This window comes from Sulfolobales archaeon (genome assembly GCA_038881635.1).
Lineage (GTDB): Archaea > Thermoproteota > Thermoprotei_A > Sulfolobales > AG1 > WYEN01.
On sequence record JAVZPJ010000003.1, the window covers coordinates 85,420 to 108,896 of the forward strand.

Sequence of the window (23,477 nt, forward strand, 5' to 3'; positions counted from 1 at the left end):
TTATATTTCTCTGTAGAGAAGGAAGTTTTCTAGGGCTTAGGCACAGGTGTCTTAGACAAGATCTGATCTATTATAGCCTCCGGTGTTACCCCTTCAACCTCATACTCGCTCTTAAGTATGATTCTATGAGACATAACAGGTTTAGCAGCTTTTTTAATATCATCTGGTATAACATAGTTTCTACCATCTATATATGCTAGAGATCTTGCGATCTTGATCAGGGCAATACCTGCTCTAGGAGATCCTCCTAACCTCACTGAGGGATGTCTCCGTGTTGCTTCAACTATATCTGCAACATACTTGTATATACTCTCATCAACTCTAACATTTCTAACTTCCCTCATGTGATATAGTAATTCCTCTCTACTTATCACAGGCTTTATATCTCTCACCCTCTCCTCAATTTCATCGATCTTGCTCATGATCTTTATAAAACCAGCTGTAGAAGGATATGTCGTAGTGATCTTAACCAGAAAACGATCTACCTGAGCTTCTGGAAGTGGGAAGACTCCTTCAAATTCTATGGGGTTCTGAGTTGCTATAATCATGAAAGGTTCTTCAAGAGGTATCGTCTCACCCTCTATCGTCACCTGTCTTTCTTGCATAGCCTCTAGAAGAGCACTCTGGGTTCTAGGCGAACCTCTATTAATCTCATCAACAAGAACTATGTTAGCAAATATAGGTCCCTTTCTTAGAATGAATTCTCCTGTTCTCTGATTATATACGTAGGAGCCTAGAATATCTGCAGGTAGAAGATCTGGGGTCATCTGAATTCTTTTAAAACTAAGATCGAATAATCTTGCAATAGTCTTAGCAGTAAGCGTTTTAGCAATTCCTGGCACTCCCTCCATAAGTGCGTGACCTGATGATAGCAATGTTGACACTATAAGAGAGATCTCATACTCTCTCTCGATGAGTATTTCAGAGGTTGCGTCAAGGATTCTTTTTAGAATAGTCATTATTAAACACCCTCTTCTTCTATACCGCTCCTAAGAATATTGAAGTCAAGATAAATATTCTTCAACATATGATCTTTTCTATTTCTTCGGTATTCTCATGATCTCTCCAGAAAGCATTCCCACTACAATTTCATAGTCGGCATAAGGGAAGATTCCGGTTGTGATAACTCCCTCAATACTTCTGATCATACTATCTACTCTCACAGGATCTTCTATAGATCCTTTTATCACTATATCGGCAAGTATATTACCATTATCAGTTATAAGAGGTCCAAGCTTTCCTTCAGAGGTTCTTGGCACGAGTTCTAGAGACATTCTCATGAGAGCTTTCCTAACATAATTATAGGCGTAGGGTGCTATCTCTACTGGTATGAGTCCTCTTCTACCTAGTTTGTCTACCAGCTTCATCTCGTCAGCTATTATGATTCTTTTGATAGCACTTAGAAGAGTTATCTTCTCTCTAAATAAAGCTCCTCCACCACCTTTAAGCATGTTTCCCAGACGATCTATTTCATCAGCGCTGTCAACAGCTATATCGATCTCCTCCGGAGGCATATCAGTTATAATACATCTAGCACCTGCACTAGATAGAGCGAGAGTCGTGTCATAGCTTGTAGAGATAAAACACTTCTCTCTAAGAAACTCTCTCGACAGCATACCTATAAATACTTTAATAGTCGAACCACTACCCACACCTATGATATCTGCTTTCACACTCTCTATAATTCTGATAGCCTCTTCAGAAGCTCTGACCCTAGCTCTAAGAACCTCGGACCGGATCTCGCCAACTATTATTTCCACCTAATCATTAGTATAAGAGATAAGGTTAAATCCTCAAACTGTTAATAGCATTCAATTGGTGTATAAGGAGAGTAGCTTGCTAGCGTGTCCTGAGAAGCCTGTTCCCATCGAAGATGTTGAGATGCCCGAGAAGATTAGGAGTATCATAAGAAGTAGGTATACTCATTTAACACCTCCGCAGGCTGAAGCTATAAGGAGAGGTCTTTTCAGCAGCAGGAATATGATCATAGCAACACCCACGGCTAGTGGTAAGACTCTTATAGCATATATATCGTTATTGAACTCCTTCATGAATGGTTTTAAAAGTATCTATACTACACCTCTTAAAGCGCTGGCTTCAGAGAAGTATGAAGAGTTGAGAGATCTAGCCAGAGAGATAGGAGCTAGTGTAGGGATCAGCACCGGCGATTATGATAGTCCTGGCGAAGAGCTTAGGAGATATGATATACTTGTCACAACATATGAGAGGCTTGATTCAATATTGAGACTCAGACCTTCATGGTTTAAAGATGTGAAGACCATCGTTATAGACGAGATCCATGAGATAGGAGATGGAGATAGAGGACCTGTTATTGAGATGATCATAGCGAGAGCCGTGAGACTAGATAAACAGATCATAGGATTAAGCGCTACCATAGGAAATCCCGATGAGATCGGAAGATGGATTGATGCTGAGGTTGTTAAGTGTAGCTGGAGACCTGTTCCATTAATAGAAGGCTACTATGATAAGAGAAGGAATAAGATTATATTCGTGGATGGTAGAGAAGAAGATGTTTTAGGAGATCTTGTAAGTCATTCAGTTTCAAAAGCATTCAGAGAAAACTATCAGCTACTTATATTCAAACAATCTAGAAGAGAAACAGAATCTCTAGCCACTAGAATAGCTTCCGAGATGGGACTGCTGAGCACAAGAATCTCTAGGAAGGATATCAGCATAGTCTTAGAAGAATTAGAACAAAAAGTATCATCAAGATATGAAAGAGAAGTGCTGAAAAAATTATTTGTAAGAGGAGTATCTTTCCACCACGCAGGACTCTCGCCGGAGGCTAGGAAGGTTATTGAAAAAGGCTTCAGAGAAGGTGTCCTGAAAATAATTGTGGCAACTCCAACACTAGCTGCTGGAGTTAATCTACCTGCTAGAAGAGTTATAGTATTTACACGAAGATATGAAAGAGGTTTCTACGAACCTATTTCAGTGATGGAGTACAAGCAAATGGGTGGAAGAGCTGGAAGACCTCAATACGATCCTTATGGCGAGGTTATTATAGCAGATCTAGATCCTGATACAGCTGTTAGATACATAAGATCAGAACCTGAAGACGTTGTTTCAATGCTTAATAACGAGAGATCTCTCAGGATTCATGTTCTATCTCTACTAGCCTCGAGATACGCCTCAACAATGGAAGGTCTGATAGATGTATTTATGAAAACCTTCTATTCATATAAGAACATAAGAGGTCTAGAGGTCAGAGATTTTTGGAGGAATACTTTTAAGAGGATATTAAGAACTTTAGAAGATTTTGGAGTAGTAAGAGTAAAAGAAGATAGGATCCATGTTTCAAGACTTGGAGAGCTTATATCTAGCTTATACATAGATCCTCTCACAGCAATAAGAGCTCTAGAGCTGATCTCAGAAGTTGAGGATAGAACTCCAGAGGATCTATATTATCTCCATGTGATCACTTTAACACCAGATTTTCAGAGAAGCATTAGTAGGAGAATCAAAAGAAAAGAAGTTCTAGAAAGACTCTCTGAGAAGATCGAGAGAGGAGAGGCTCCTCCGATACCAGATGATCTTGATGAAGAAATGTATATCACAGGATATCTCTATGCTGAAGCTCTTCAGAGATGGATCGAAGAAGAAGATGAAGATAAGATTATGAGTGAAACCGGCCTACCTCTAGGAGATCTAAGGGTTGCAGTTGAGACAGCTACATGGATAGCATACGCTCTCTCAAAGGTTTTCGAGGAAAAGAGAATGACGGAACACATGAGAAGAATGAGTGTGATATCAAGAAGGCTTGAGGCTGGTGTGAGAGAAGAGTTATTAGAACTAGTAACACTAAGAGGTATAGGAAGAGTTAGAGCTAGAGCTCTTTATAAAGCTGGTGTGAGAAGTATTAAGGATCTTAAGATGTTATCACTCGACCAGATACTATCCATAGAAAGCATTAACAGAGGCGTCGTAAGAGAACTCTGCGAACAGATCTCTGATGCTGCTTTCTGCACTAGATCAGGTTTCTAGAAGAGGCAGTATAATATATTTTAAGTATGAGATTCTTAGACTGCTAAGATCTCTCAAAAGATCCTCAATCTTTTTTATAACTCCCTTGACTGCGATGATCTGTACACAATAATTTTTAGATACATGTATATGTTGCATTGAGATCACTATATCAAGATACTCATGTTGTAGATCAATGAGTTTTTCATCTATCTCGTGAATCTCATGATTATAATATATAGCTATAATACCGATCGCGCTAGCATTCTTATCATAAGATTCTTTGTATTGTGATACGAAGATTCTTATAGCTTCTTGAACTCCTGCAGATCTATTTCTAAAACCTCTTTCTTTTATGATCTTCATAAACTCTTGGTATAAGCCTGAAGGTATTGAAACTCCTATTTTAACTACTTTATCCAATGGCTACACCTTTTTCTGATACAGTGCTGTTAATAATAAATTTAATAAGATATGTCACATGAGAGTATGAAGGAGCTCTCAGAATTACGCCGGGTTTTCTCAGAGCTTGAAAGATATATCAAAAGATCTGGTTTCAGCTACTATCATGCTCTAAAATTACTAGATCTTCTGGATAGAGAAGGTGCTATAGGTAGAAGCCTTGCATCAAAGTATCTGAAGCTGGGTGAAGGTTCTAGCAGAAATCTAATGAGGAAACTAAGATCTCTAAAACTTATAGAAATAGATCCTGTTGCTGGAGGAATCATGTTGGATAGAGGAAGAGCTATTGTAGAGTTCTGGAGAGAAATTATATTTAGCAGCTGTTCTGAAGGTTCTGATCTAATTCCATGGAAGTATATTTGCGTACATAGCATATCTAAATTTGCTGAAGAAACGATACTCAGAGATTATGTTAGAAATGTAATAGCTTTAAGAGATGAGATCATTAGAAGAGGATGTTCTGGAGCATTAATATTAAGAGTGATCGAAGGAGATCCTATGCTTCTCAATACTAGAGGAGAACCTGATTACAGCATTAAAGGAACAGATCTCGGATCTAAAGTGCTGAGAACATGTGAAAGCTTCTGCATAGTGACAGGTTCTGAGAAGGATATGAATGAAGCTGAAGCATGCATGTGGAATCTAATTGTAGATCTAATAAATATTATGAGATCCGGTGTAGATTCATGAGATCCGCTATAGTTCTATATACAGGAGGTAAGGATAGCCACTATGCTCTATTAAGAGCTTTAAAGAATCAAGATCTTGATCTTGATAATATTACTCTTGTCAATATAAGGTCTGAGAGAGAAGATCTACTTCTACTCCATACTATTAATAGTAGATGGGTAGATGTTCACGCCAATCTTATGAAGCTTCCTATGAGAATATTTCATATATCAGGTGAGAATGAACTAGAGGAGATTTCAGAGATAATCTCTAAGACTGTTAAGGATTCTAAAGCCAGATACATAGTTTCAGGAGTTGTTGCTAGCGGTTTTCAGAAAAGGTTCTTAGATTCTCTTGCGAAAAGACTTGGAGTAGATCATTACTCACCTTTATGGGGCATGAATCAAGAGAATCTTCTTAGAGAAGAGGTTTTGAAAGAAAGAATAGAATTTATAATAGTAGCTGCCCAAGCAATGGGTTTTAATGAGAGATGGGTTGGAAGACTCATATGTAGAGAAGAAGATGTAGAAGAACTGATCAAACTTTCTCAAAAATACAGCTTCTCACCAGTGGGAGAAGGAGGAGAGTATGAAAGCTATGTAGTGGCCTCACCTCTATTTAAAGATAGAAAAATAAAGATCAAAGGCCGTAAAGAGTGGTATCTAAGCGGTTGGGGATACTTCCGTATAGAGAGTGTAGAGATAGAATAGAGAATCTTAATACTTAATTCGAGGAGAATACGAGAAGCTCTCTTTCTCTTTCAATGACAAGAGATGCTGTAGACATGCCTGATCAGGTAAATATACGTGATGAATTATATAGTATTCACAGGTCTTTGTTAGATAATGTAAAATGGTGTCTGGTATCATGTTAATAGATATTTAAGCCTATGAGGCATAGTTGTTAAGGTGGATAATGAGAATACTATTGATACATGCTGCGGAATTCAGTTATAAAGCTAGAGAACCTGCTGTTGAGAATTATGAGAAAGATATTCCTCTCGAGGGTGGTTTTAAAAATGTTCTCGTAGTTTTTACTAGTGTTGAGAAGGGTGATGACAAGGATCCTCTGTTAATAGATAGAGCTGCTTCAGAAATTATAAATCATTTCAGGAATATCAAGGCTGAGAGCATTCTAATATACCCCTATGCTCATTTATCATCAGATCTAGCTCCTTCAGATGTTGCCATACAAATTATAGCTCGATTAAGCGAGAAACTTGCCAGCGAAGGTGTTAGGGTTAGTAGAGCTCCATTTGGATGGTATAAGGAGTTTAATTTGAAAAATCTAGGTCATCCTCTTGCCGAGCTCTCTAGATCTATCAAGCCTGGAGAAAGGGTTAGACCTCAGATATCTAAAAGCTACTATATCATGGATCTGGATGGAAATCTGTATGATCCTTACGAGTACGAGTATAAGGATCCAGACCTGAGAGCTCTAGTAGAGAAAGAAGTCTTCAAAAAAGAACTTGAGAAAGTAAGACCTAGAGCTGCGGAATATATGGAGAAATTCGGATTTGAGTGGGAGCCTTACTCAGATCATGGCCACATGAGGTATGAACCTCATGCAGCAACAATCCTCGAAGCTGTTTCCCAATACTCCTGGAATGTCGTTAAGTCTCTAGGAATACCTGTTTTCAGGGTTAAGGGTACCAATATGTTTGATCTTAATGTAAGAGCTGTTAGAGAGCATGCAGATCTCTTTGGAGACAGGCTTTACGAGGTCTCTATGGAGGGAGAAACTCCCCTGGTTATGAGATATGCGGCATGTCATCAGCAGTTTGCAATTCTGAAAGACTGGATCATAAGTTACAAGGATCTACCCTTAGGAATGTTTGAGGTTGCTGACAGCTATAGATTCGAGCAGAGAGGAGAACTCATACTAGGATTCAGACTCAGAAGATTTTACATGCCCGACCTCCATGTTCTAACGAAAGATCTTGAGGAGGCTAAGAAGGTGGCACTCATTATAAGAGATAAGATATTTGAAGAGATAAGAAAACTGGGAAGAGATTACGTAGCTATAATAAATGTATCAAGAAGATTCCTAGATCAGGAGAGAGAATATATAAGAGAACTCGTAAGAAGAGATGGAAGACCAGCTCTAGTGGTTGTAGTACCTGATGATATATACTACTGGGTTATTAATATAGAGTACAATATTATAGACAGTTCTGGTAAACCTCGAGAGATAGCTACATTTCAGATTGACGTAGGTAATGCCAGAAGATTTAATATAAGATATGTAGATGAGGAAGGTAGAGAAAGATATCCGATTATAATTCACACAGCCATAATAGGTAGCGTAGAGAGATATATATACGCGTTATTCGACTCAGCAGCTTTGAGAGAGAAAGAGAATAAAACTCCCACACTACCATTCTGGGTCTCTCCAATTCAAGTAAGGATTCTCCCCGTATCTAGGGGGCATATAAACTATGCTTTAAAGGTTTATGAGGAGATCTCTAGAAGAGGATTTAGAGTTGATATAGACGATAGAGATGAAAGTCTTGCTAGAAAAATGAGAGATGCAGGACTTGAATGGGTTTACTTCACCGTAATAATAGGAGATCGCGAGATTCAGACAGAGACAATAACGGTAAGAGAAAGAGAATCAGGTTTTCAGAGATCCTATAAATTGGAAGAGTTTATAGAGCTACTAGAAAAACTTCAGGGAGACTACCCTAGAGTGGATCTAGGCATGCCCGCTCTTATAAGTAAAAGACCTTCACTACCGTATCTAAGAGCTTTATAGAAAGATCAGCGGAGGTTCATTAGATCACAGATCACTCGGCGAGCGGTCATCATCAGTTAAATGAATAATATCTGAGAATAAAAATAATTCTCTTATGGGAGTGCTTTTGAATTATTCGGCTATCACAACAATAGGTGTAGAGATTTCATGTATAGCTCACGCTACAGAGGATTATAATAAGGTTGTTCAAGCTATATTAAATACAGCTCCGGAAGGTATCAGAGATCTTCTTAAGAACAAGCTTTCATATGAGGATACACAGGGGTATTATAAGGATCCTATAAGGATCTATAGAGCAAGATTAGAGAAGAAAGAAGCTCAGGAATACATTGCTCATATCATTAGAAGATTGAGCAAAGCCGAGTTTGAAGTCTTAATCCTCGCACTAGAGGAGAGATATGATCCGAGAGATGGGAGGCTGTATATTAGGATCTCTAAGCAGGATGCTTTTAGAAATATTATAAGTCTTGCTTTTGATGATGATGTAATACGTCTTGTAGCTACTCTGGCAGGAACTAGAGATGTTAAAAAAGTTGAGGAGTTTTTGAGAAGTCTCAGAGAGGTTTAGAATCATGTTATATGCTGATCTCCTTCTTCAAACGCTAGATCGATTCATTCTAGAACTTTATAAGGAGAGCGGTGTGAGAATTATAGGACTGCCTGAGGATCTTGGTGAAAAAGATGATCTGAGAGATTTCATGGTGATAAGAAGATCTATTATAGATGATATTGATAGAGTGAGGCCTAGAAGAAACAATCTAATAGCTTTTAAACCTTCGGATAAAGAGAGCGCTAGAAGAGCTGGTAAGATCAGTAGCTTTCCATTTACAATTATTCTTGATGAAGATAGCATAGAGTACTGCACTAGAGAACAGATAGAGATTATGAGAGGTGGGAGAGCCTCTCTAGAGATTCTAGCTAGAGTGATCTTGCAAGATAGCGAGATATCTAGATATCTTAGGATTCTAAAACCTTGTGTGAGGTATGCCATTAAAAATGGCATAGATGTTATATTATCATCTGGATCCAGAGTATCTGAAGAAGTCTTCCCACCGAGATCTTTTAGAATTCTCGAGAGATACCTCGTAGGATTAAGAGGTGTTCTCACATACTCATGGTATCACTTGCTTGAGAAATGGAATAAGGATCTGGTGAGATCTATTGAACAAACTTGGAGCAGATAAAAAAGCTAGGAAGAGATATCTAGTATTCAAACTTTACACGATAGGTTCATCACCTGATTTTGAAACTCTCTCTAAAGAGATCAACGATTCTCTGACAAGATTTCTAGGAGTCTCAGGATTCATAAATTCATCTATAAAACTAGTTAGATACGACCCCTTGACACGATACGGTGTGATAAGAATCATCTCAAGAGATATAGACCTAGTGCTCCTAGGCATCATAAGAATAAGAAGATTCAATAATACAACAGGCGTTATAGTACCACTGAGACTCACAGGAAATCTAAGCAGAGCAATAAAGCTGATAAAAAAACTAGAGAGATAAGACGCCCGAAGAGAAAAACTTAAAAGCCTTCAATACACAATAATCACGGCCGACCCGGTCATAGCGGCCGGGCAACACCCGGACTCATATCGAACCCGGAAGTTAAGCCGGCCGCGTTGTAAAGGCTGTAAGGTCCGCAAGGACTTGCAGCCTTTACAAGCCGGGATCGGCCTCCAGCAATTATTACTCGTCTTTACACTGATAAGAGTTCTTTTCTTAAAGCCAAGAATACTAGAACTTTAGATCTTATCGTAGAGGTTTAAAGTTAAGTTATTCTGTATTAGCTGTTCAAAGAATATTTAAACCCTTGTAGCAAGATTTATAGAGGGGTTCTATTGAAAGAGAGAATCGTTATAGACCAAGACATTTGCATAGGCTGTGGAGCATGCGTAGCTGTCTGTCCTACACAGTCTATGGAGATGAATGAAAGTAATAAAGCTAGATATGCCTGGGATACATGCAACAGTGATTTCGAGTGTGTTAAGATATGCCCTGTTAATTGTATATGGCCTGCATCTCAGGCTCCTGCTGAGGCTAAAAGTAAGAATGGCTGGTACAAGTTTAGCAAGCCTCTTGAGGGTCCTCTTAGAGAAGAATTCGAGAAATGGAAAGCTACATATGGCGTGACAGGACTACCAGCTTGATCTAATATATCGATCGCTGTGTATCCAAACCCATTATTTTTTAGTCTTGTTGAACAAATTATCTTATTAGTATGATACCTCGTGTATCCCTGGTAGAATATGATCGTGAAGCAGATCGATTAATAGCTGTTGCTTCTAAGAGATCTTTATCTTCAAAAGATTTCCAAGACATAGATGAGCGAATGAGCGATGAAGAGATTGAAGAGTGGATTAGAGAGACTTTTAGAAGAGGTCATCTAAGCCCTTGGGAGCATGTATCATACACCTTTGAGGTTATATGCTCTAGAGTTTGCTCGCATCAGCTTGTGAGACATAGAATAGCTAGCTATACTCAGCTTAGCCAGAGATATAATGATAAACTCTTACAGCCTGAAGATGAGAGATATTGGACAGAATTATCCGGGAAAATCCTCGGAGGAGATGAAGAATCCTATAAGAGAATTTCAGAGATCTTCTTTATAGATCCTGATTGGAGTAAGGATACAAGATTCAAAATAGCCTCGGAGTATGCGAGATCTGTTGCTAACTACTGGTTTTTAAGAAGAAATGGAATGAGTAGAGAGGAAGCTAGATATGTGCTTCCACAAGCAATCGCTACTAAAATAATCGTGACTATGAATGCTAGAGAGATACTTCATTTTCTAGGACTTAGAATGTGCACTCACGCTCAGAAAGAGATAAGACTTGTTGCATGGATTCTATGGAGTGAACTGATGAAAATTCATCCAAGACTGTTCAAATACGCAGGACCCTACTGTCTTATAGATTCTAACATGCATTCTTATCACACATACTCTCTAGAGGATCTTATAGAAAGAGACATACCCATAGGTATCGAAAGATGCAGAGAACTAGTACCTAGGGATGGCATTAGAAAATGTGTTATACACTCATTCGAACTCTATAGAAGAAGATATATAGATGCTCAAGGCTAAGATCCGAAGCTTAGAGCTTATAAGAGTTTGGAATAAGTATAAACCCGGTGTCGTGTATAGAGACCACGCAGATCGCGTCATCTCTAGTATTTGCAATCACAATACTATTAATCATAACTAGGAGGCTGGAGGAATCTCATGCCGCACTTCTAGGAATGTCTTTGATTCTAATATTAGGATTACTAGATCTCTATAAGGCTTTTTCATCATACGTGGACTGGAATATAATCTCAATTCTTATTGGTATGTGGATTCTAAGTTTTCTTCTAAGAGATTCAGGATTCATAAACTATATAGCTATGAAAATCATTGAGAAGACACATAGTGTACCTATGATCGTATTATATGTCAATATACTCGCAGGGATTATAACAATGTTCGTGGATAATGTTCTAGTAGTACTTCTTCTAGTACCCGTAACTCTTGAGATGCTCAGATCTGTTGAAGTAGATCCTGTGAAACCATCTATAATGGTTGCTCTCTCAGCGAATTTCATGGGCACAGCACTTCTGCTAGGAGATCTTCCGCCACAACTTCTTCACGTAATATTCGGTGCTGAATTCATAGATTTTATATGGATGAATAATAAGCCGGCGGCTTTTCCCATACTACTTCTATCATTTATACTAACTCTCTTCATCTCTTCAGGAGTCTTACTTAGATCTGAGAGGAATCTAAAAACAATTATAGAAGCCAAGACAGTAGCTGGAAGCCTTTCAAAAGAATCTTATGATAAGGTTTACATGGTTATCTCACTTCTAGCATTCATAGCTACCGTAGTTCTCATGGCTCTTAGAAAGCCTATTAGCGATCTTGCTGGATATGAAATTAGACTAGGCGTCTTCCCTCTTTTTACGTCGGTTGTCACCTCACTATATCTGGTTGTTACTAGAAGAGTATCTTTTGAGAAGATAATAGATGAAGGTATCGATCTTAATGCTATACTATTTTATATAGGATTATTCATATTAGTAGGCTCACTCGAAGAAACAGGAGTTCTAGATATCATAGGAAGTATCATAGCACCTCTTCTAACATCGGCAACCTATATAGGATTCACAGTCGTTTACTGGATCTCTGCATTTTTAGTCGCATTCGTAGAACATGATGCATATATACTGGTTATGCTTAAAACATTTAAGCACTTATATGAAGGAGGTCTTCTATCAGATCCATGGCCTTATAACTGGGCGCTACTCTTCTCTGGAACTCTTGGAAGTAATTATACTGCTGCGGGAGCTCCAGCATTATATGTGGCATTTAGATTGATTGAGAAAACTCTGAATAGGAAGATCAGCTTAAGGGAGATATATAAGACCACAGTCACGTACTCTACGGTCTCTCTCATGACATGCTATGTAATATCGTTATTAATATGGGCTATGCTATAGATATTATTAGGTTCTTTATTCTTTTTTCGAGGTTTTTCTATTGATGATCTCTACAAATGTTTTCAAAGGATCCTTCATTATCTCTGGTATTATCTCGATGAGATTTTGAGGCGATGAGATCCCTTTTCTCATGTATGCAAGTTCTCCAGCCATTGCATTAATAATAACCCCTGCACATGCTGCTTCAAAAATTGTTCGTGTTCTCGGTATGAGAGATGCTATAACTCCTGTAAGAACATCTCCTGTACCACCTCTTGCCATATCAGGATTTCCAATAATACTTCTACTTCTACATCTAGAAGATTCGCATACATAATCTACAAACCCCTTCAGAACAACTACTGCCTCATATTTGCTTGAGATCTCTTTGGCAGCCTCTCTTCTAGAATCAGGATCGTTTCCAATACTTCTATTAAGAAGTATAGATGCTTCACCGAGATGAGGTGTGAGTATCGCCTTCCAATTAAATCTTATATCAAGTTCCGAAAGAATTTTAAGAGCATCAGCATCTATCACAACCTTAACTCCTTTTCTAGAGATTTCTTCTAGAATCTCTTTAACACCTTCTCTAGTATTCTTCGAAAGCCCTATACCAGGTCCTATAGCTATTGAATCAACTCTTCCAATGAGTTCTCTTAAGACCTCAATCGAATTAGAATTGATCTCTTCACTCTTAAGTTCTACAGGAATGATCTCTGGCGAGAAAGCTCTTTCTAGAACTCTTTCTGGAGAGGCTAGATAAACAAGATCGCTTCCTGCAGCCCATGCAGCCATAGCTGTGATCCATGGTGCCCCAACATATCTATAGGATCCTCCTATGACAAGCACTCTACCCGAGTCACCTTTCTTAGATATCCTCTCTCTCTTCCTCACCCTAGCCTCAACATCTCCAGGTCCTATCTCTTCCCAGGCTTCTGGAGGGATTCCTATATCTGCTACCACCAGCTCTCCTACACATTCTTTATTCTTCAAAAGCCCTTTCTTGGGAGCATGCATTGTTATTGTAAGATCTGCTCTAACACATATCCCTAGATCCTCTCCGCTATCAGGATCCAAACCCGAGGGAAGATCTATAGAAACTCTATATGATTTACTTGAATTGATACCCCTTATAATCTCCGCAATAGAACCCGTCACACGACCTCTAACACCTGTTCCGAGAAGTGCGTCGATTATGACATCGTAATCCTGAGGTATAGACCCTTCATACCTAAGCATCTTCCAACCACTCCTTATGAGAACCTCTAGATTGTATCTGGCATCCTCATGCTTTACACTCTCAGGATCTGATGTGAGCATTATATCAACTTGATATCCTAATCCTTTCAAATGTCTCGCAGCTACAAATCCATCACCTGCTTTGCCTCCTCTACCGGCTACCACTAGAATCCTACTACCTCTCCTGAATCTTCTTCCGATCTCCTCTGCAACAGATCTTCCAGCATTCTCCATTAGAAGAAGTGTTGTGACACCTAATGCACTCGAGTTTATTTCAAGCGCTCTCATCTCTACGGTATCAACAGCTTCTCTCCATGATATGTTTAAAACCATTGATATCTCCTTTAAAATGCTTATCTATGTACGATTATATTTAATTACTAGATCTCACTGTATAGATCTTATAAAATCTTGAAACCATTTCGACACAAATAATTCTCAGATCTTTCGAAATCCTTCCAATCTATCAGGTAAGCAAATCTTTCGATCTCAGAGAAAACGAAGATCCATGTCATAGACTCTGGAAGCAAAAAGAAGAATATGATAAAGCATTATGCATGGGCATGATTTCATGAGATAACTCTGGAAGCTGCGACAAGCTATAATACCATGAAACGATCACCCTAGGATACAGTGAAAGATCCCTGTTGATAGCTCTGGATCTTTGAGATCTTATAATAGATATTTATAGGAGGTATAGGATCTGGCTTACTCGTTCTTTTTAAGCAATGTATATTATCTGAGCTATTTCTCAGGTTCTAAAATGCACGTGATCTATAGAGACTCTTGCCCTGCATGTCACGGTCCTATAGATTCTCTAAGACTTTCTCAGGGACTTCCATGCAGATCTTGTCTCCCCAACCTTCCCAAAGAACTTCTCGCATACGATGAGAATGCTATAGAATATAAGAGAAAGATTCTATCAGATCTTCTCAGAAACCCTGGAGATTATCTTATCATGAGATATCGTGATGAAGAGTTAGAAGACTTTGAAAGATTTTTCGAAAAGATCTTTGGAAGAAGCTTGTGGCCTATACAGAGATCGTGGGTTAGAAGACTTCTTGATCGAGAGAGTTTCGCCCTAGTAGCACCTACCGGTGTAGGTAAATCAACTCTACTACAGCTCTACTCTCTCTATATGGCGGGATTTGGTAAGAAGATCTATTTCATAACACCTACAAGAGATCTAAGTTTGCAAACCTTCGATCGATTAGAGAAGTTTTCTAGGAGGGCGGGCTCCAATTCTCCTATATATCTATATACCTCCTCCACCGAAGACCTTCTACAAGATTATCTGGATCTCATTTCTAAAGTAGGTGGTGTTCTCATAACAACATCTGCATTCCTCTCTCGTAGATTTAATGATGTTAATAGGATTAAGTTTGACATAGTCATAGCAGATGATCTAGATGCTATACTTAGATCCTCTAGAAATGCAGAAAGAATTCTAGAATTACTAGGCTACTCTAGAGAGATTATTGATTATGCTTACAAGATAAATAGGTTAAAAGAAGATCTGTTGTTCTATAAATTCAGCGGTAGAAAAGATCTCTACGAGAAGATCAGGGAAGAGATAGAAGTTTTAAGAGCAAACATCTCATCCTATAATGTTTCAAATGATGTAGGACAACTGATCGTAGCAACAGCAACTGGGAGAAGTGGTATGAAAACCAGAGTTCTTCAGGAGGTTTTAGGACTTGAGGTAGGGGGTATACTAGATTATGTTAGAGAGATCATAGATGCATATAAAGAGATTAGAGATGAAGAAGATCTTGAAAGTATATTAAGAACTCTAGGTCGTGGAACAATTATTTACGTCTCAAAGATCTTCAGAAAGAAAGCCGAGGATCTTTATAAGGATCTTAGAGATAAAGGTTTTAAAATAGGGCTGGCCATGTCTGGAAGTAGAGATATGAAAAGATTTCTAGAAGGAGATCTAGATTACATAATTGCTACCGCAAGCTTCTACGGTGTAGCTGTGAGAGGTATAGATGCTCCTAAGATAGTTAGAAACACAGTATTTCTAGAACCTCCCGCTCACATCATAAGTTTAGACAGCTTTCTAAGGGATCCTAGGAAGCTCGCTTTAGTACTTCTAGAGCTATCAAACAAATCCAGCGAGGCTGCGACAGCTTACAGAGATCTTATGAAGATTGTGAGTAAAATGAGAAGTTCGGAGATCTGGATACTTCGTAAAATGCTTTCAGGAGAATATGAGGTTAATGATAGTAAGAGAGAGCTATATGAAAAAATGATTGAATATATAGATCTATGCATGAATCTAATGAGAAACTCCAGCTTAGATAAGATAGTCACAAGAATAGGAATTATCAAGATACCCGAGAGAAGAGTTCTAATACCTGATATAATGACATATATACAAGCATCAGGAAGAAGCTCGAGGATCTATAATAATACCTTTACTTTAGGCTTCTCACTAGTATTATACGAGGATAGAGATCTCTTAGATTTATTCTTAAGAAAAATGAAAAAACTTTATAACGATTTCGATCTTAGATCTTTCGATAGCATTGATCTAGATAGAATTAAAAAGCTTCAGGATCATACTAGAAGCGATCTGCCACACAGAGAAGATACTCTTTCAGAGGCTATAACTATTAAGAGAGTTCTAATGATAGTTGAGTCTCCTACCAAGGCTAAGACTATAGCAAGACTCTTTGGCTCTAGCTCCAGAAGATCCCATAAAGGTGTTACGGTTAGAGAGTTCAGCATAAAAGTAGGAAACAACATTTATGTTGTCGACGTGATAGCTTCACTAGGTCATGTAACAGATCTTGTATCTGATGAGGGTTTATACGGAGTCCTCTACGAAGGAGGTTTTACACCTGTCTACGGGTTTATCACGAGATGCCTCTCTTGCGGTTACCAGACTGCTGATAAGGTTAGCAGATGTCCTCGATGTGGTAGTTCGAAGATGAGATCTCAAGAGATCATCGTAGAGATACTGAGAAAACTAGCTCAATCTGTAGATCTCATCTATATAGCTACAGATCCTGATGCAGAAGGCGAGAAGATAGCTTTCGATATATCAAATCTAATCGCACCCTACAATCCTAGGATATATAGAATAGAATTTCATGAGATCTCTAGAAAAGCTATTCTAAAAGCTTTTGAAAATCCGAGGAGAATAGATCCTAGGATCGTAAGTTCTCAGATTGTTAGGAGAATTGATGATAGATGGATAGGCTTCATAGCCAGCGGATTTCTTCAGAAGAAATACAACATGAAATGGCTCGGTGTAGGTAGAGTTCAAACACCTGTTCTTAAGTGGATTATAGATAGTTATAGCAATTATAAGAATAATCTTGGGTATTGGATCTATATTGATACTAGTTATAGGAGCTCCATAGGTCTGCTGAGAATATTTGTAAAAGATAGAAGTGAGGCTGAAACCATATTAAAATCAGATTCTTTAACAGTAGACAGTGTAGAGAAGATTAGAAGAGTGTTAAGTCCTCCACCACCTTTCACAACCGATGAAATGCTTTCCTCAGCAGATTCTGTCTTAGGCTTTACACCTGAGAAAACTATGAGACTAGCCCAGGACCTCTTCGAGTTAGGACTTATAACATATCATAGAACTGATTCAACTCATGTATCGGCTAATGGAATCGAAGTAGCTCGGGAGTATGTGTCGAGAGTCTATGGAAAAGAATTCTTCAATCCTAGAAGCTGGGGTGAGGAGAAGGCTCATGAAGCTATAAGACCTGTTTATCCTATGAACATTGAAGAGATCAGAGAATCTTCTCTAGCAGGAGATCTCCACTCTCTAGGTATTAGCGAGTCTCATGAAAAACTCTACGAACTTATATTCAGAAGATTTATAGCTAGCCAGATGATCGAGGCTGATGTAGAGTATTGTAAGATATATATAGATGTCGGAGGTTATAAGACCTATGCAGAAGGACTGTGCAAAGTATATAGAGATGGTTTTCTCAGAGTTTATAACCCCTATAAGATCATACCAGAAGAGCTACAGAAGCCAGGATCCTCTATAGAAGCTTCTAATAAATGGGTTAAAAGAGGTTCTCCTACGCCTTTGCTCAGAGGTGGAGATATAATTAGAATGATGAAAGAGAGAAATATTGGAAGACCCAGTACCTACACTAAGGCTATCGGGAATAACTTGAGACATGGTTACGTGATCGAGAGTAGGATCAGGAGATATCTCATACCTACAAAACTTGGTATGAAAGTAGCTGAGGTTCTCCAGAAGATCCATCCAGAGCTTTTATCAGAGAAGGCTACTAGAGATCTCGAGGTTATGCTAGATAGAGTGGCTGAGGGAGGGATCAATGTTGACGAGATTCTCAAAGATATTCTAAGAGATCTCAGCGTTAGATACCCTAGTGAGATGTTAAAATTACTAGAAATAGAGAACATACCTGTGAAAGGATTGATCGGAGAGCTTCTAGGTTCTGGCGAAAACTAGATTGCTCATAGCATGAGAGAAGATTTTTAAGAGTTGAGGTAGAAGTATATTGAATTAGAGAAGTGCATTTCAATGTTTATAAAAAGCCATATAGAGGCTATTCGCAGTATCGAGATGCATAAGCCTGTGAGAGTTATGATCCTACAAGATCTTGGGAAAACAGTTTTTTCAGATGTGGATCTTATAAAAGGAGTTGAGGTGGAGCTACCCAGATGGCTTGCAGAAGGTCTTGAGAAGATAGGTTACGCCAGGATCCAAAGAAGTTTAAGAAGTCTAGAGGATCTTAATAAGATAAGGTATCAAGAAGAATCTAGATTTGAAGAGTCTAAGATAGAGCTCTACAAGATCTCCTATGATATGTATCTTGAGAGCGAGAAGATAGTTAGAGATTATAGAGAAAAACTTGAGAGCAAGGATCCTAGGGTTTTTCAGGAATTTGAGAAGGTGAAGAAAGTGGTCCAAAGAATTCTAAGACTTAGATTTAGAAAGATACTCTATCTCATACAAGTCTCGGAAAACATTGATGAGGATCTAGAGAGAAAAATGAGTTTAGAAGAGAAAGCTTTCTATAGATACTTCCTTAAAGGTATTTACCAGTGGATCAAGGATCTAGAGAGACTTGTAATAGGTGATGATAATGTCTAGCGAGATAACGCAAGAGTTAGCGTCAAGAGAAACCTTAGAGAAATTTAGAGAGGCGGTATTAGAGTTATTAGAAAGCTTCTCCGATGAATCTGGAAATCTTAAATATCGTGAGAGAGTTTCAGAAGCTCTGAGAAGAGGAAGAAGATCTGTAGCCATAGACTTCATGGATATCTACGCTTTCAACGAGGATCTAGCAAAGTTCTTGAGAAATGAACCTCTAAGAGCTATCAAAGAGATCTTTCAACCTGCATTGGATTCATACGTAAGGTCTGAATTTAATGTAGAAGTATCTCTAAAGCCTAGATTCAGACAGCTTCCAGAGTCCTATAGAATTAGGGATTTAAGAAACGAACATCTAGAGAAACTCATACAGATCGATGGAATCGTGGTTAGAATGACCCCTCCAAAGCAGAGAATCTCTAGAGCTGTGTTCGTACATTCGGAATGTGGAGGTAAGTTTGAGGTTGAAGTTGATCGAGAGTATTTTGAGATGCCCAGAACATGTCCTCTATGTCAGTCTTCGAAAGGCTCTTTTGAAATGATCGAAGAAGAGAATATCTATGTAGACTACCAAAAGATCGTGGTTTCGGAGATGCCTGAGGAGATACCTCCAGGCCATATGCCGAGACAACTTACAATAGTCTTAGAAGAAGATCTTGTAGATATAGCCAGACCTGGTGATAGAGTCTCTATAACAGGAGTTCTGAGACTGGCTAGAGATAGAGCTGTGTCTAGAAAGAGAGCAATAAGATCTGTCTACGATGCAGAACTTTATGCAAGCAACATAGAATTAAGCCATAAAGGAATTGAACAGGTAGAGCTTACAGAGAGAGATATAGAAGAGATCAGAAGACTTGCTCGCGACCCTATGATTAGGAGAAGAATTATAGCAAGTATTGCACCGACGATCTATGGTTTATGGGATATTAAGGAAGCCATAGCACTGCTACTCTTCGGAGGAGTACCTAAGTATAGAGAAGATGGTACGAGAGTAAGAGGTGATATACATGTTCTCATAATAGGAGACCCCGGTACTGCTAAATCTCAACTGCTTCAATTCACATCTAAGATAGCTCCTAGAGGGATATTCACTACAGGAAGAGGTTCTACAGCTGCAGGACTTACAGCTTCTGTTTTGAGAGATAAAACAACCGGAGAATACTATCTAGAAGCCGGAGCTTTAGTTCTAGGAGATCTTGGTGTCGTATGTATAGATGAGATAGATAAGATGAGGGAAGAAGATCGTGTTGCCATACATGAAGCTCTTGAACAACAGACTGTATCAATATCTAAGGCAGGCATCCATGCCACATTAAATGCTAGAGCATCTGTTCTAGCTGCTGGCAATCCAAAGTATGGAAGGTATGAAGATGATAGGCATATCACGGATAATATAAATCTCCCTGTCACAATACTCTCAAGATTCGATCTTATATTTGTGTTGAAAGATAAGCCAAGTCCTGAGGAGGACAGAAGACTTGCATCATACATTGTAGAGGCACACTCTAGATATGATGAGATCAAACCCTCTATAGATCCTCAACTTCTTAAGAAGTACATAGCTTATGCCAGAACTCATGTGAAGCCTGTACTAAGCGATGAAGCTAGGAAAATGCTAGTAGACTTTTTTGTAGAGATGAGAAGAGCTGCTGCTGAGAGTAAGGGATCTACTCCTATTAGTATCACCGCTAGACAGATGGAATCTCTGATAAGACTTGCAGAAGCTCACGCTAGAATGGCTCTTAAAGAGGTTGTAGATGTAGAGGATGCTTCTGAAGCTATTAGAATGATGCTTCTAGTCTTGAGTAATGTTGGACTTGATATAGAGACTAAAGAGATCGATATAGACAGTATTATGACTGGAAAACCTTTGAGCAAGAGAAGGAAGATTCATGAAATAGAAGATGTTATAAGACAGATTACAAAGATCGAGGGTAAAACCTGTGCTCCATTAAACGAAATCATAAATAGGCTTCAGCAGCAGAACATACCTCAAGAAGAGATTGAAAGACTTCTGAATACATTATATAGAGAAGGTATAGTATCCCAGGTGAAGATACATTGTTATAGACTTGTAGAGTGAATCGAATGATATCTCAAGATGCTATAAAGTGGATCGGTTATCTAGCTACAGTCATAACTCTTTTAATAGCATCATATAGCGATGTTAAAAGAAGAGAAGTAGATCCTAGGCTATGGATTTTTCCAAGCGTAGCAGGTTTGATTCTTATAATGCTAAGACTTCCAATTGAGAATGATCTGATCTCATATCTCTTGATAGGTTTGATCTCGCCAATAATAGTTCTAGCTCTATCTCTAATGAATCTAATAGGTTTCGCCGATTTTATAGCTATGATCGTTATAACCCTGCTACTGCCGAAGCCTTTCTATGGAGAGACTCTTCTTCCACCTTCTCTAGTAATCCTTCTACTCTCTAATATAATATACGGTGTCTCAATGACTCCTTTTATCATTAGAAACATTTTTTTCTCTAGATTAATATTAGAGAAGTGCAACTCCTTAACGAAGTCGCTTCTGGTAATAATTACAGGACTTCCTATGAGATCTAGCACTTATATAAGCTCAGGATACTTCTTTCCATTATTATATCCCGTTAGAAGAGAAGATGGATACATAACCTGGATCTGTAGAACAAGCTTTGACATTAATGAGGATCCTAATACTCTGAAAAATGAGATCAGAAGACTTCTCAATGAAGGCTTGATCAACGGTGACGAGATTTTGATAGTTTCTTGGGGAGCTCCATACATACTATTCTTACTACTAGGCGTCCTGCTATATCCTCTAACAGCTTCTATGATAGAGAGTTTCTTCAGATTTCTGATTCTTCACATAGCATTTTTCCATTGAGAAATCTCTCCAGTTTAATACTATTAATCTTCCACAGTATTCTATCAGGAAGGAAAAATGGTTGCTCAATCAAGTATTCTGATAGGTATTATTGGTAAGACTAACGTCGGTAAATCCACGTTATTCTCGGCAATGACCATGATTCCTGTAAAAATAGAGAACAGACCTTTTGTCACTATAGAGCCTAACATAGGGATTGGATATGTGAGAAAGGTTTGCGCTCATGTATCTTTAAATCTACCTAGGTGCGACGCTAGAAATTCTATATGTGTGAATGGAAATAGATTTATTCCGGTGAAACTAATGGATGTAGCAGGCTTGATCAGAGGCGCTCATGAAGGGCGTGGCCTTGGAAACAAGTTTCTAGACGATCTAAGACAAGCAGATCTTCTAATACATGTTATAGATGCGGCAGGATCTACTGATCGTGAAGGTAATCCTGTAAAACCCGGATCCTATGATCCTTATGATGATGTGTTAGATATAGAGAGAGAAATAGATCTCTGGATGTATTCTATTATAAGAAGAGATTGGGATAAATTCTCAAGAGGTTTAGATCATCTTTCGCCATCAGACGCTCACACAAGACTCGCGCAGAGACTTTCAGGACTTTCAATAAAACTAAACCATGTGGTTCAAGCCTTAGAAGAAACTGATCTAGCGAGAAAGAAATTTTCCTCATGGACTGAAGAAGATCTCCTGATCTTCACAACAACTCTTAGAAAGATCTCGAAGCCTACCATAATAGCTGCGAACAAAGCCGACATTCCTGAGGCGCGAGATCTAATTAAAAGTCTCATGGAGAGACTTAAAGACAGAATTATAATACCAGTATCTGCAGAATACGAGCTAGCACTGAGAAAAGCTTCCTCACAGGGTTTGATAAGATACATACCAGGAGATGAGGATTTCGAGATCTCTGATATGAAGAGGATATCCGCTATTCAGTTAAAAGCTTTGGAGAAGATAAGATCTTTTATGAAGATCTATGGAGGTACTGGAGTTCAAAAATTATTAGATACAGCTGTTTTCAACATGCTTAACATGATTGTCGTATATCCTGTCGAGGATCCTAACAGATACACTGACTCATCAGGTGCCATACTTCCAGACGCGTTACTCGTTAGAAGAGGTGCTACAGCGAGAGATTTAGCATACATGATACATACGGATCTTGGGGAGGGATTTCTCTATGCTATTAACGCCAGGAGTAAGAATAGAATCGGAGCTGACTATATCTTAGAAGATGGTGATGTTATCAAGATCGTCTCTACGAAGAAAAGATAGTTTAGCAGTATCATATATTAGGATCTGATCTGATAGATAAATCCTGCGAAAGCTGTGATCAAGCTTATTACAAAACCTACTATATTTGGAAGTCCTAGCATTGTAAGACCATACCATATCATTAGAAAGCCTAAGATTGAAAGACCTAAAGCTATTAGATAGTTTGACACCAGATATATTAATACTGAGAAGACTACTACTAAGAGTATCAATAATAGTAGTGAGTTTATCTCTAGAAAGGATAGAACTAAGGTTGAGAGCATGAAACCTCCGACTAGAGAAATTATGATTTTTGTCAAGATAAATCCTAGCAGTCCTCCTAATAAAAGTCCTAGAAAAGATATGATCAGAGAGATCACTATGCTACCAGTTAGTTCTGTAGAGTAGAGAAATGCAAAATAGGCTAGGAGTATTGCGAATACTATAGATATAACAATTCTCGCGATTTTAAGACCCCACACTGCTAGAAGAACTCCTAAAACCACTAATAGAGCATAAAGATAAGGATCTTTAGGTAATACAATAGCAGGCTTCATAGAATTTCATCTCTTATACCTATTATACAAGGTTATAGATCTAATCATACGAGATTGAACCTCCACACCTGACAGTTCTTCATATCCTCACATTTAAAATACAAGCTATGCCTAATAAT

The 23,477-nt window shown here is 38.5% G+C and carries 20 protein-coding genes and 1 rRNA gene; 16 read left to right on the forward strand and 5 right to left on the reverse strand.

Annotation, left to right across the window (positions count from 1 at the left end):
• Nucleotides 1-29 precede the first annotated feature (29 nt).
• Complete coding sequence (locus QXS89_03135) at nt 30-959, reverse strand: MoxR family ATPase (protein ID MEM3831172.1); 930 nt, start codon at nt 957-959, stop codon at nt 30-32.
• Nucleotides 960-1,037: 78 nt separating this feature from the next.
• Complete coding sequence (gene rpiA / locus QXS89_03140) at nt 1,038-1,760, reverse strand: ribose 5-phosphate isomerase A (protein ID MEM3831173.1); 723 nt, start codon at nt 1,758-1,760, stop codon at nt 1,038-1,040.
• A 76-nt stretch (nt 1,761-1,836) separates the two neighbouring features.
• Between rpiA and QXS89_03145 the strand changes: the two genes are divergently transcribed.
• Nucleotides 1,837-4,005 carry a DEAD/DEAH box helicase gene (locus tag QXS89_03145; protein MEM3831174.1) on the forward strand — a complete coding sequence of 723 codons (2,169 nt, stop codon included), beginning with the start codon at nt 1,837-1,839 and terminating at the stop codon, nt 4,003-4,005.
• Here the strand turns inward: QXS89_03145 and QXS89_03150 are convergent.
• The gene (locus QXS89_03150; protein ID MEM3831175.1) at nt 3,994-4,407 is read right to left on the reverse strand and encodes a CopG family ribbon-helix-helix protein; all 414 of its coding nucleotides are present in this window, start codon (nt 4,405-4,407) and stop codon (nt 3,994-3,996) included. The genes QXS89_03145 and QXS89_03150 overlap by 12 nt on opposite strands.
• A gap of 66 nt (nt 4,408-4,473) precedes the next feature.
• Between QXS89_03150 and QXS89_03155 the strand changes: the two genes are divergently transcribed.
• The 10 genes from QXS89_03155 to QXS89_03200 all read left to right on the forward strand — a co-directional run bounded on the left by QXS89_03155 (nt 4,474) and on the right by QXS89_03200 (nt 12,348).
• Nucleotides 4,474-5,136, forward strand: a complete 663-nt coding sequence (locus QXS89_03155; GenBank protein ID MEM3831176.1) for a hypothetical protein — start codon at nt 4,474-4,476, stop codon at nt 5,134-5,136.
• Nucleotides 5,133-5,825, forward strand: a complete 693-nt coding sequence (locus QXS89_03160) for a diphthine--ammonia ligase (GenBank protein ID MEM3831177.1) — start codon at nt 5,133-5,135, stop codon at nt 5,823-5,825. The genes QXS89_03155 and QXS89_03160 overlap by 4 nt, the downstream gene beginning before the upstream one ends.
• Nucleotides 5,826-6,030: 205 nt before the next feature.
• The gene (locus tag QXS89_03165) at nt 6,031-7,869 is read left to right on the forward strand and encodes a threonine--tRNA ligase (GenBank protein MEM3831178.1); all 1,839 of its coding nucleotides are present in this window, start codon (nt 6,031-6,033) and stop codon (nt 7,867-7,869) included.
• A 106-nt stretch (nt 7,870-7,975) separates the two neighbouring features.
• Nucleotides 7,976-8,437 carry an RNA-binding domain-containing protein gene (locus QXS89_03170; GenBank protein ID MEM3831179.1) on the forward strand — a complete coding sequence of 154 codons (462 nt, stop codon included), beginning with the start codon at nt 7,976-7,978 and terminating at the stop codon, nt 8,435-8,437.
• Nucleotides 8,438-8,441: 4 nt separating this feature from the next.
• Nucleotides 8,442-9,053 carry a hypothetical protein gene (locus QXS89_03175; protein ID MEM3831180.1) on the forward strand — a complete coding sequence of 204 codons (612 nt, stop codon included), beginning with the start codon at nt 8,442-8,444 and terminating at the stop codon, nt 9,051-9,053.
• Nucleotides 9,031-9,378, forward strand: a complete 348-nt coding sequence (locus tag QXS89_03180) for an Rpp14/Pop5 family protein (protein ID MEM3831181.1) — start codon at nt 9,031-9,033, stop codon at nt 9,376-9,378. The genes QXS89_03175 and QXS89_03180 overlap by 23 nt, the downstream gene beginning before the upstream one ends.
• Nucleotides 9,379-9,428: 50 nt before the next feature.
• A 5S ribosomal RNA gene (gene rrf, locus QXS89_03185) occupies nt 9,429-9,547 on the forward strand.
• 166 nt (nt 9,548-9,713) lie between these two features.
• The gene (locus tag QXS89_03190) at nt 9,714-10,022 is read left to right on the forward strand and encodes a 4Fe-4S binding protein (GenBank protein MEM3831182.1); all 309 of its coding nucleotides are present in this window, start codon (nt 9,714-9,716) and stop codon (nt 10,020-10,022) included.
• 71 nt (nt 10,023-10,093) lie between these two features.
• Entirely contained in the window at nt 10,094-10,957 is an 864-nt protein-coding gene (gene thyX, locus QXS89_03195; GenBank protein ID MEM3831183.1) for an FAD-dependent thymidylate synthase, read from the forward strand.
• Between the two features lie 47 nt (nt 10,958-11,004).
• Entirely contained in the window at nt 11,005-12,348 is a 1,344-nt protein-coding gene (locus QXS89_03200) for an SLC13 family permease (protein ID MEM3831184.1), read from the forward strand.
• 15 nt (nt 12,349-12,363) lie between these two features.
• Here QXS89_03200 and QXS89_03205 read toward each other — a convergent pair whose 3' ends face one another.
• Nucleotides 12,364-13,899, reverse strand: coding sequence for an NAD(P)H-hydrate dehydratase (locus tag QXS89_03205; GenBank protein ID MEM3831185.1), 1,536 nt, complete (start codon nt 13,897-13,899; stop codon nt 12,364-12,366).
• A 430-nt stretch (nt 13,900-14,329) separates the two neighbouring features.
• On the opposite strand from QXS89_03205, the gene rgy reads away from it, so the two are divergent.
• The 5 genes from rgy (at nt 14,330) to QXS89_03230 (ending at nt 22,822) form a co-directional block, all read left to right on the forward strand.
• Nucleotides 14,330-18,019, forward strand: coding sequence for a reverse gyrase (rgy, locus tag QXS89_03210; GenBank protein MEM3831186.1), 3,690 nt, complete (start codon nt 14,330-14,332; stop codon nt 18,017-18,019).
• 72 nt (nt 18,020-18,091) lie between these two features.
• The gene (locus tag QXS89_03215) at nt 18,092-18,664 is read left to right on the forward strand and encodes a hypothetical protein (protein MEM3831187.1); all 573 of its coding nucleotides are present in this window, start codon (nt 18,092-18,094) and stop codon (nt 18,662-18,664) included.
• Complete coding sequence (locus tag QXS89_03220) at nt 18,657-20,747, forward strand: minichromosome maintenance protein MCM (GenBank protein ID MEM3831188.1); 2,091 nt, start codon at nt 18,657-18,659, stop codon at nt 20,745-20,747. The genes QXS89_03215 and QXS89_03220 overlap by 8 nt, the downstream gene beginning before the upstream one ends.
• Before the next feature lie 5 nt (nt 20,748-20,752).
• Entirely contained in the window at nt 20,753-21,535 is a 783-nt protein-coding gene (locus QXS89_03225; protein MEM3831189.1) for an A24 family peptidase, read from the forward strand.
• A gap of 57 nt (nt 21,536-21,592) precedes the next feature.
• Nucleotides 21,593-22,822 (forward strand): redox-regulated ATPase YchF, encoded by a 1,230-nt coding sequence (locus tag QXS89_03230; GenBank protein MEM3831190.1) that lies wholly within the window; start codon nt 21,593-21,595, stop codon nt 22,820-22,822.
• A gap of 17 nt (nt 22,823-22,839) precedes the next feature.
• Here QXS89_03230 and QXS89_03235 read toward each other — a convergent pair whose 3' ends face one another.
• Nucleotides 22,840-23,358, reverse strand: a complete 519-nt coding sequence (locus QXS89_03235; protein MEM3831191.1) for a hypothetical protein — start codon at nt 23,356-23,358, stop codon at nt 22,840-22,842.
• Between the last annotated feature and the right edge of the window lie 119 nt (nt 23,359-23,477).

What these genes read in the sequence shown, in the direction of transcription:
- QXS89_03220 (MEM3831188.1), top strand. Translation starts at nt 18,657, where the DNA reads ATGTCTAGCGAGATAACGCAAGAGTTAGCGTCAAGAGAAACCTTAGAG.
- QXS89_03175 (MEM3831180.1), top strand. Translation starts at nt 8,442, where the DNA reads ATGTTATATGCTGATCTCCTTCTTCAAACGCTAGATCGATTCATTCTA.
- QXS89_03135 (MEM3831172.1), bottom strand. Translation starts at nt 959, where the DNA reads ATGACTATTCTAAAAAGAATCCTTGACGCAACCTCTGAAATACTCATC.
- QXS89_03165 (MEM3831178.1), top strand. Translation starts at nt 6,031, where the DNA reads ATGAGAATACTATTGATACATGCTGCGGAATTCAGTTATAAAGCTAGA.
- QXS89_03230 (MEM3831190.1), top strand. Translation starts at nt 21,593, where the DNA reads ATGGTTGCTCAATCAAGTATTCTGATAGGTATTATTGGTAAGACTAAC.
- rgy (MEM3831186.1), top strand. Translation starts at nt 14,330, where the DNA reads ATGCACGTGATCTATAGAGACTCTTGCCCTGCATGTCACGGTCCTATA.
- QXS89_03155 (MEM3831176.1), top strand. Translation starts at nt 4,474, where the DNA reads ATGAAGGAGCTCTCAGAATTACGCCGGGTTTTCTCAGAGCTTGAAAGA.
- QXS89_03225 (MEM3831189.1), top strand. Translation starts at nt 20,753, where the DNA reads ATGATATCTCAAGATGCTATAAAGTGGATCGGTTATCTAGCTACAGTC.
- QXS89_03160 (MEM3831177.1), top strand. Translation starts at nt 5,133, where the DNA reads ATGAGATCCGCTATAGTTCTATATACAGGAGGTAAGGATAGCCACTAT.
- QXS89_03205 (MEM3831185.1), bottom strand. Translation starts at nt 13,899, where the DNA reads ATGGTTTTAAACATATCATGGAGAGAAGCTGTTGATACCGTAGAGATG.
- QXS89_03235 (MEM3831191.1), bottom strand. Translation starts at nt 23,358, where the DNA reads ATGAAGCCTGCTATTGTATTACCTAAAGATCCTTATCTTTATGCTCTA.
- QXS89_03215 (MEM3831187.1), top strand. Translation starts at nt 18,092, where the DNA reads ATGTTTATAAAAAGCCATATAGAGGCTATTCGCAGTATCGAGATGCAT.
- thyX (MEM3831183.1), top strand. Translation starts at nt 10,094, where the DNA reads ATGATACCTCGTGTATCCCTGGTAGAATATGATCGTGAAGCAGATCGA.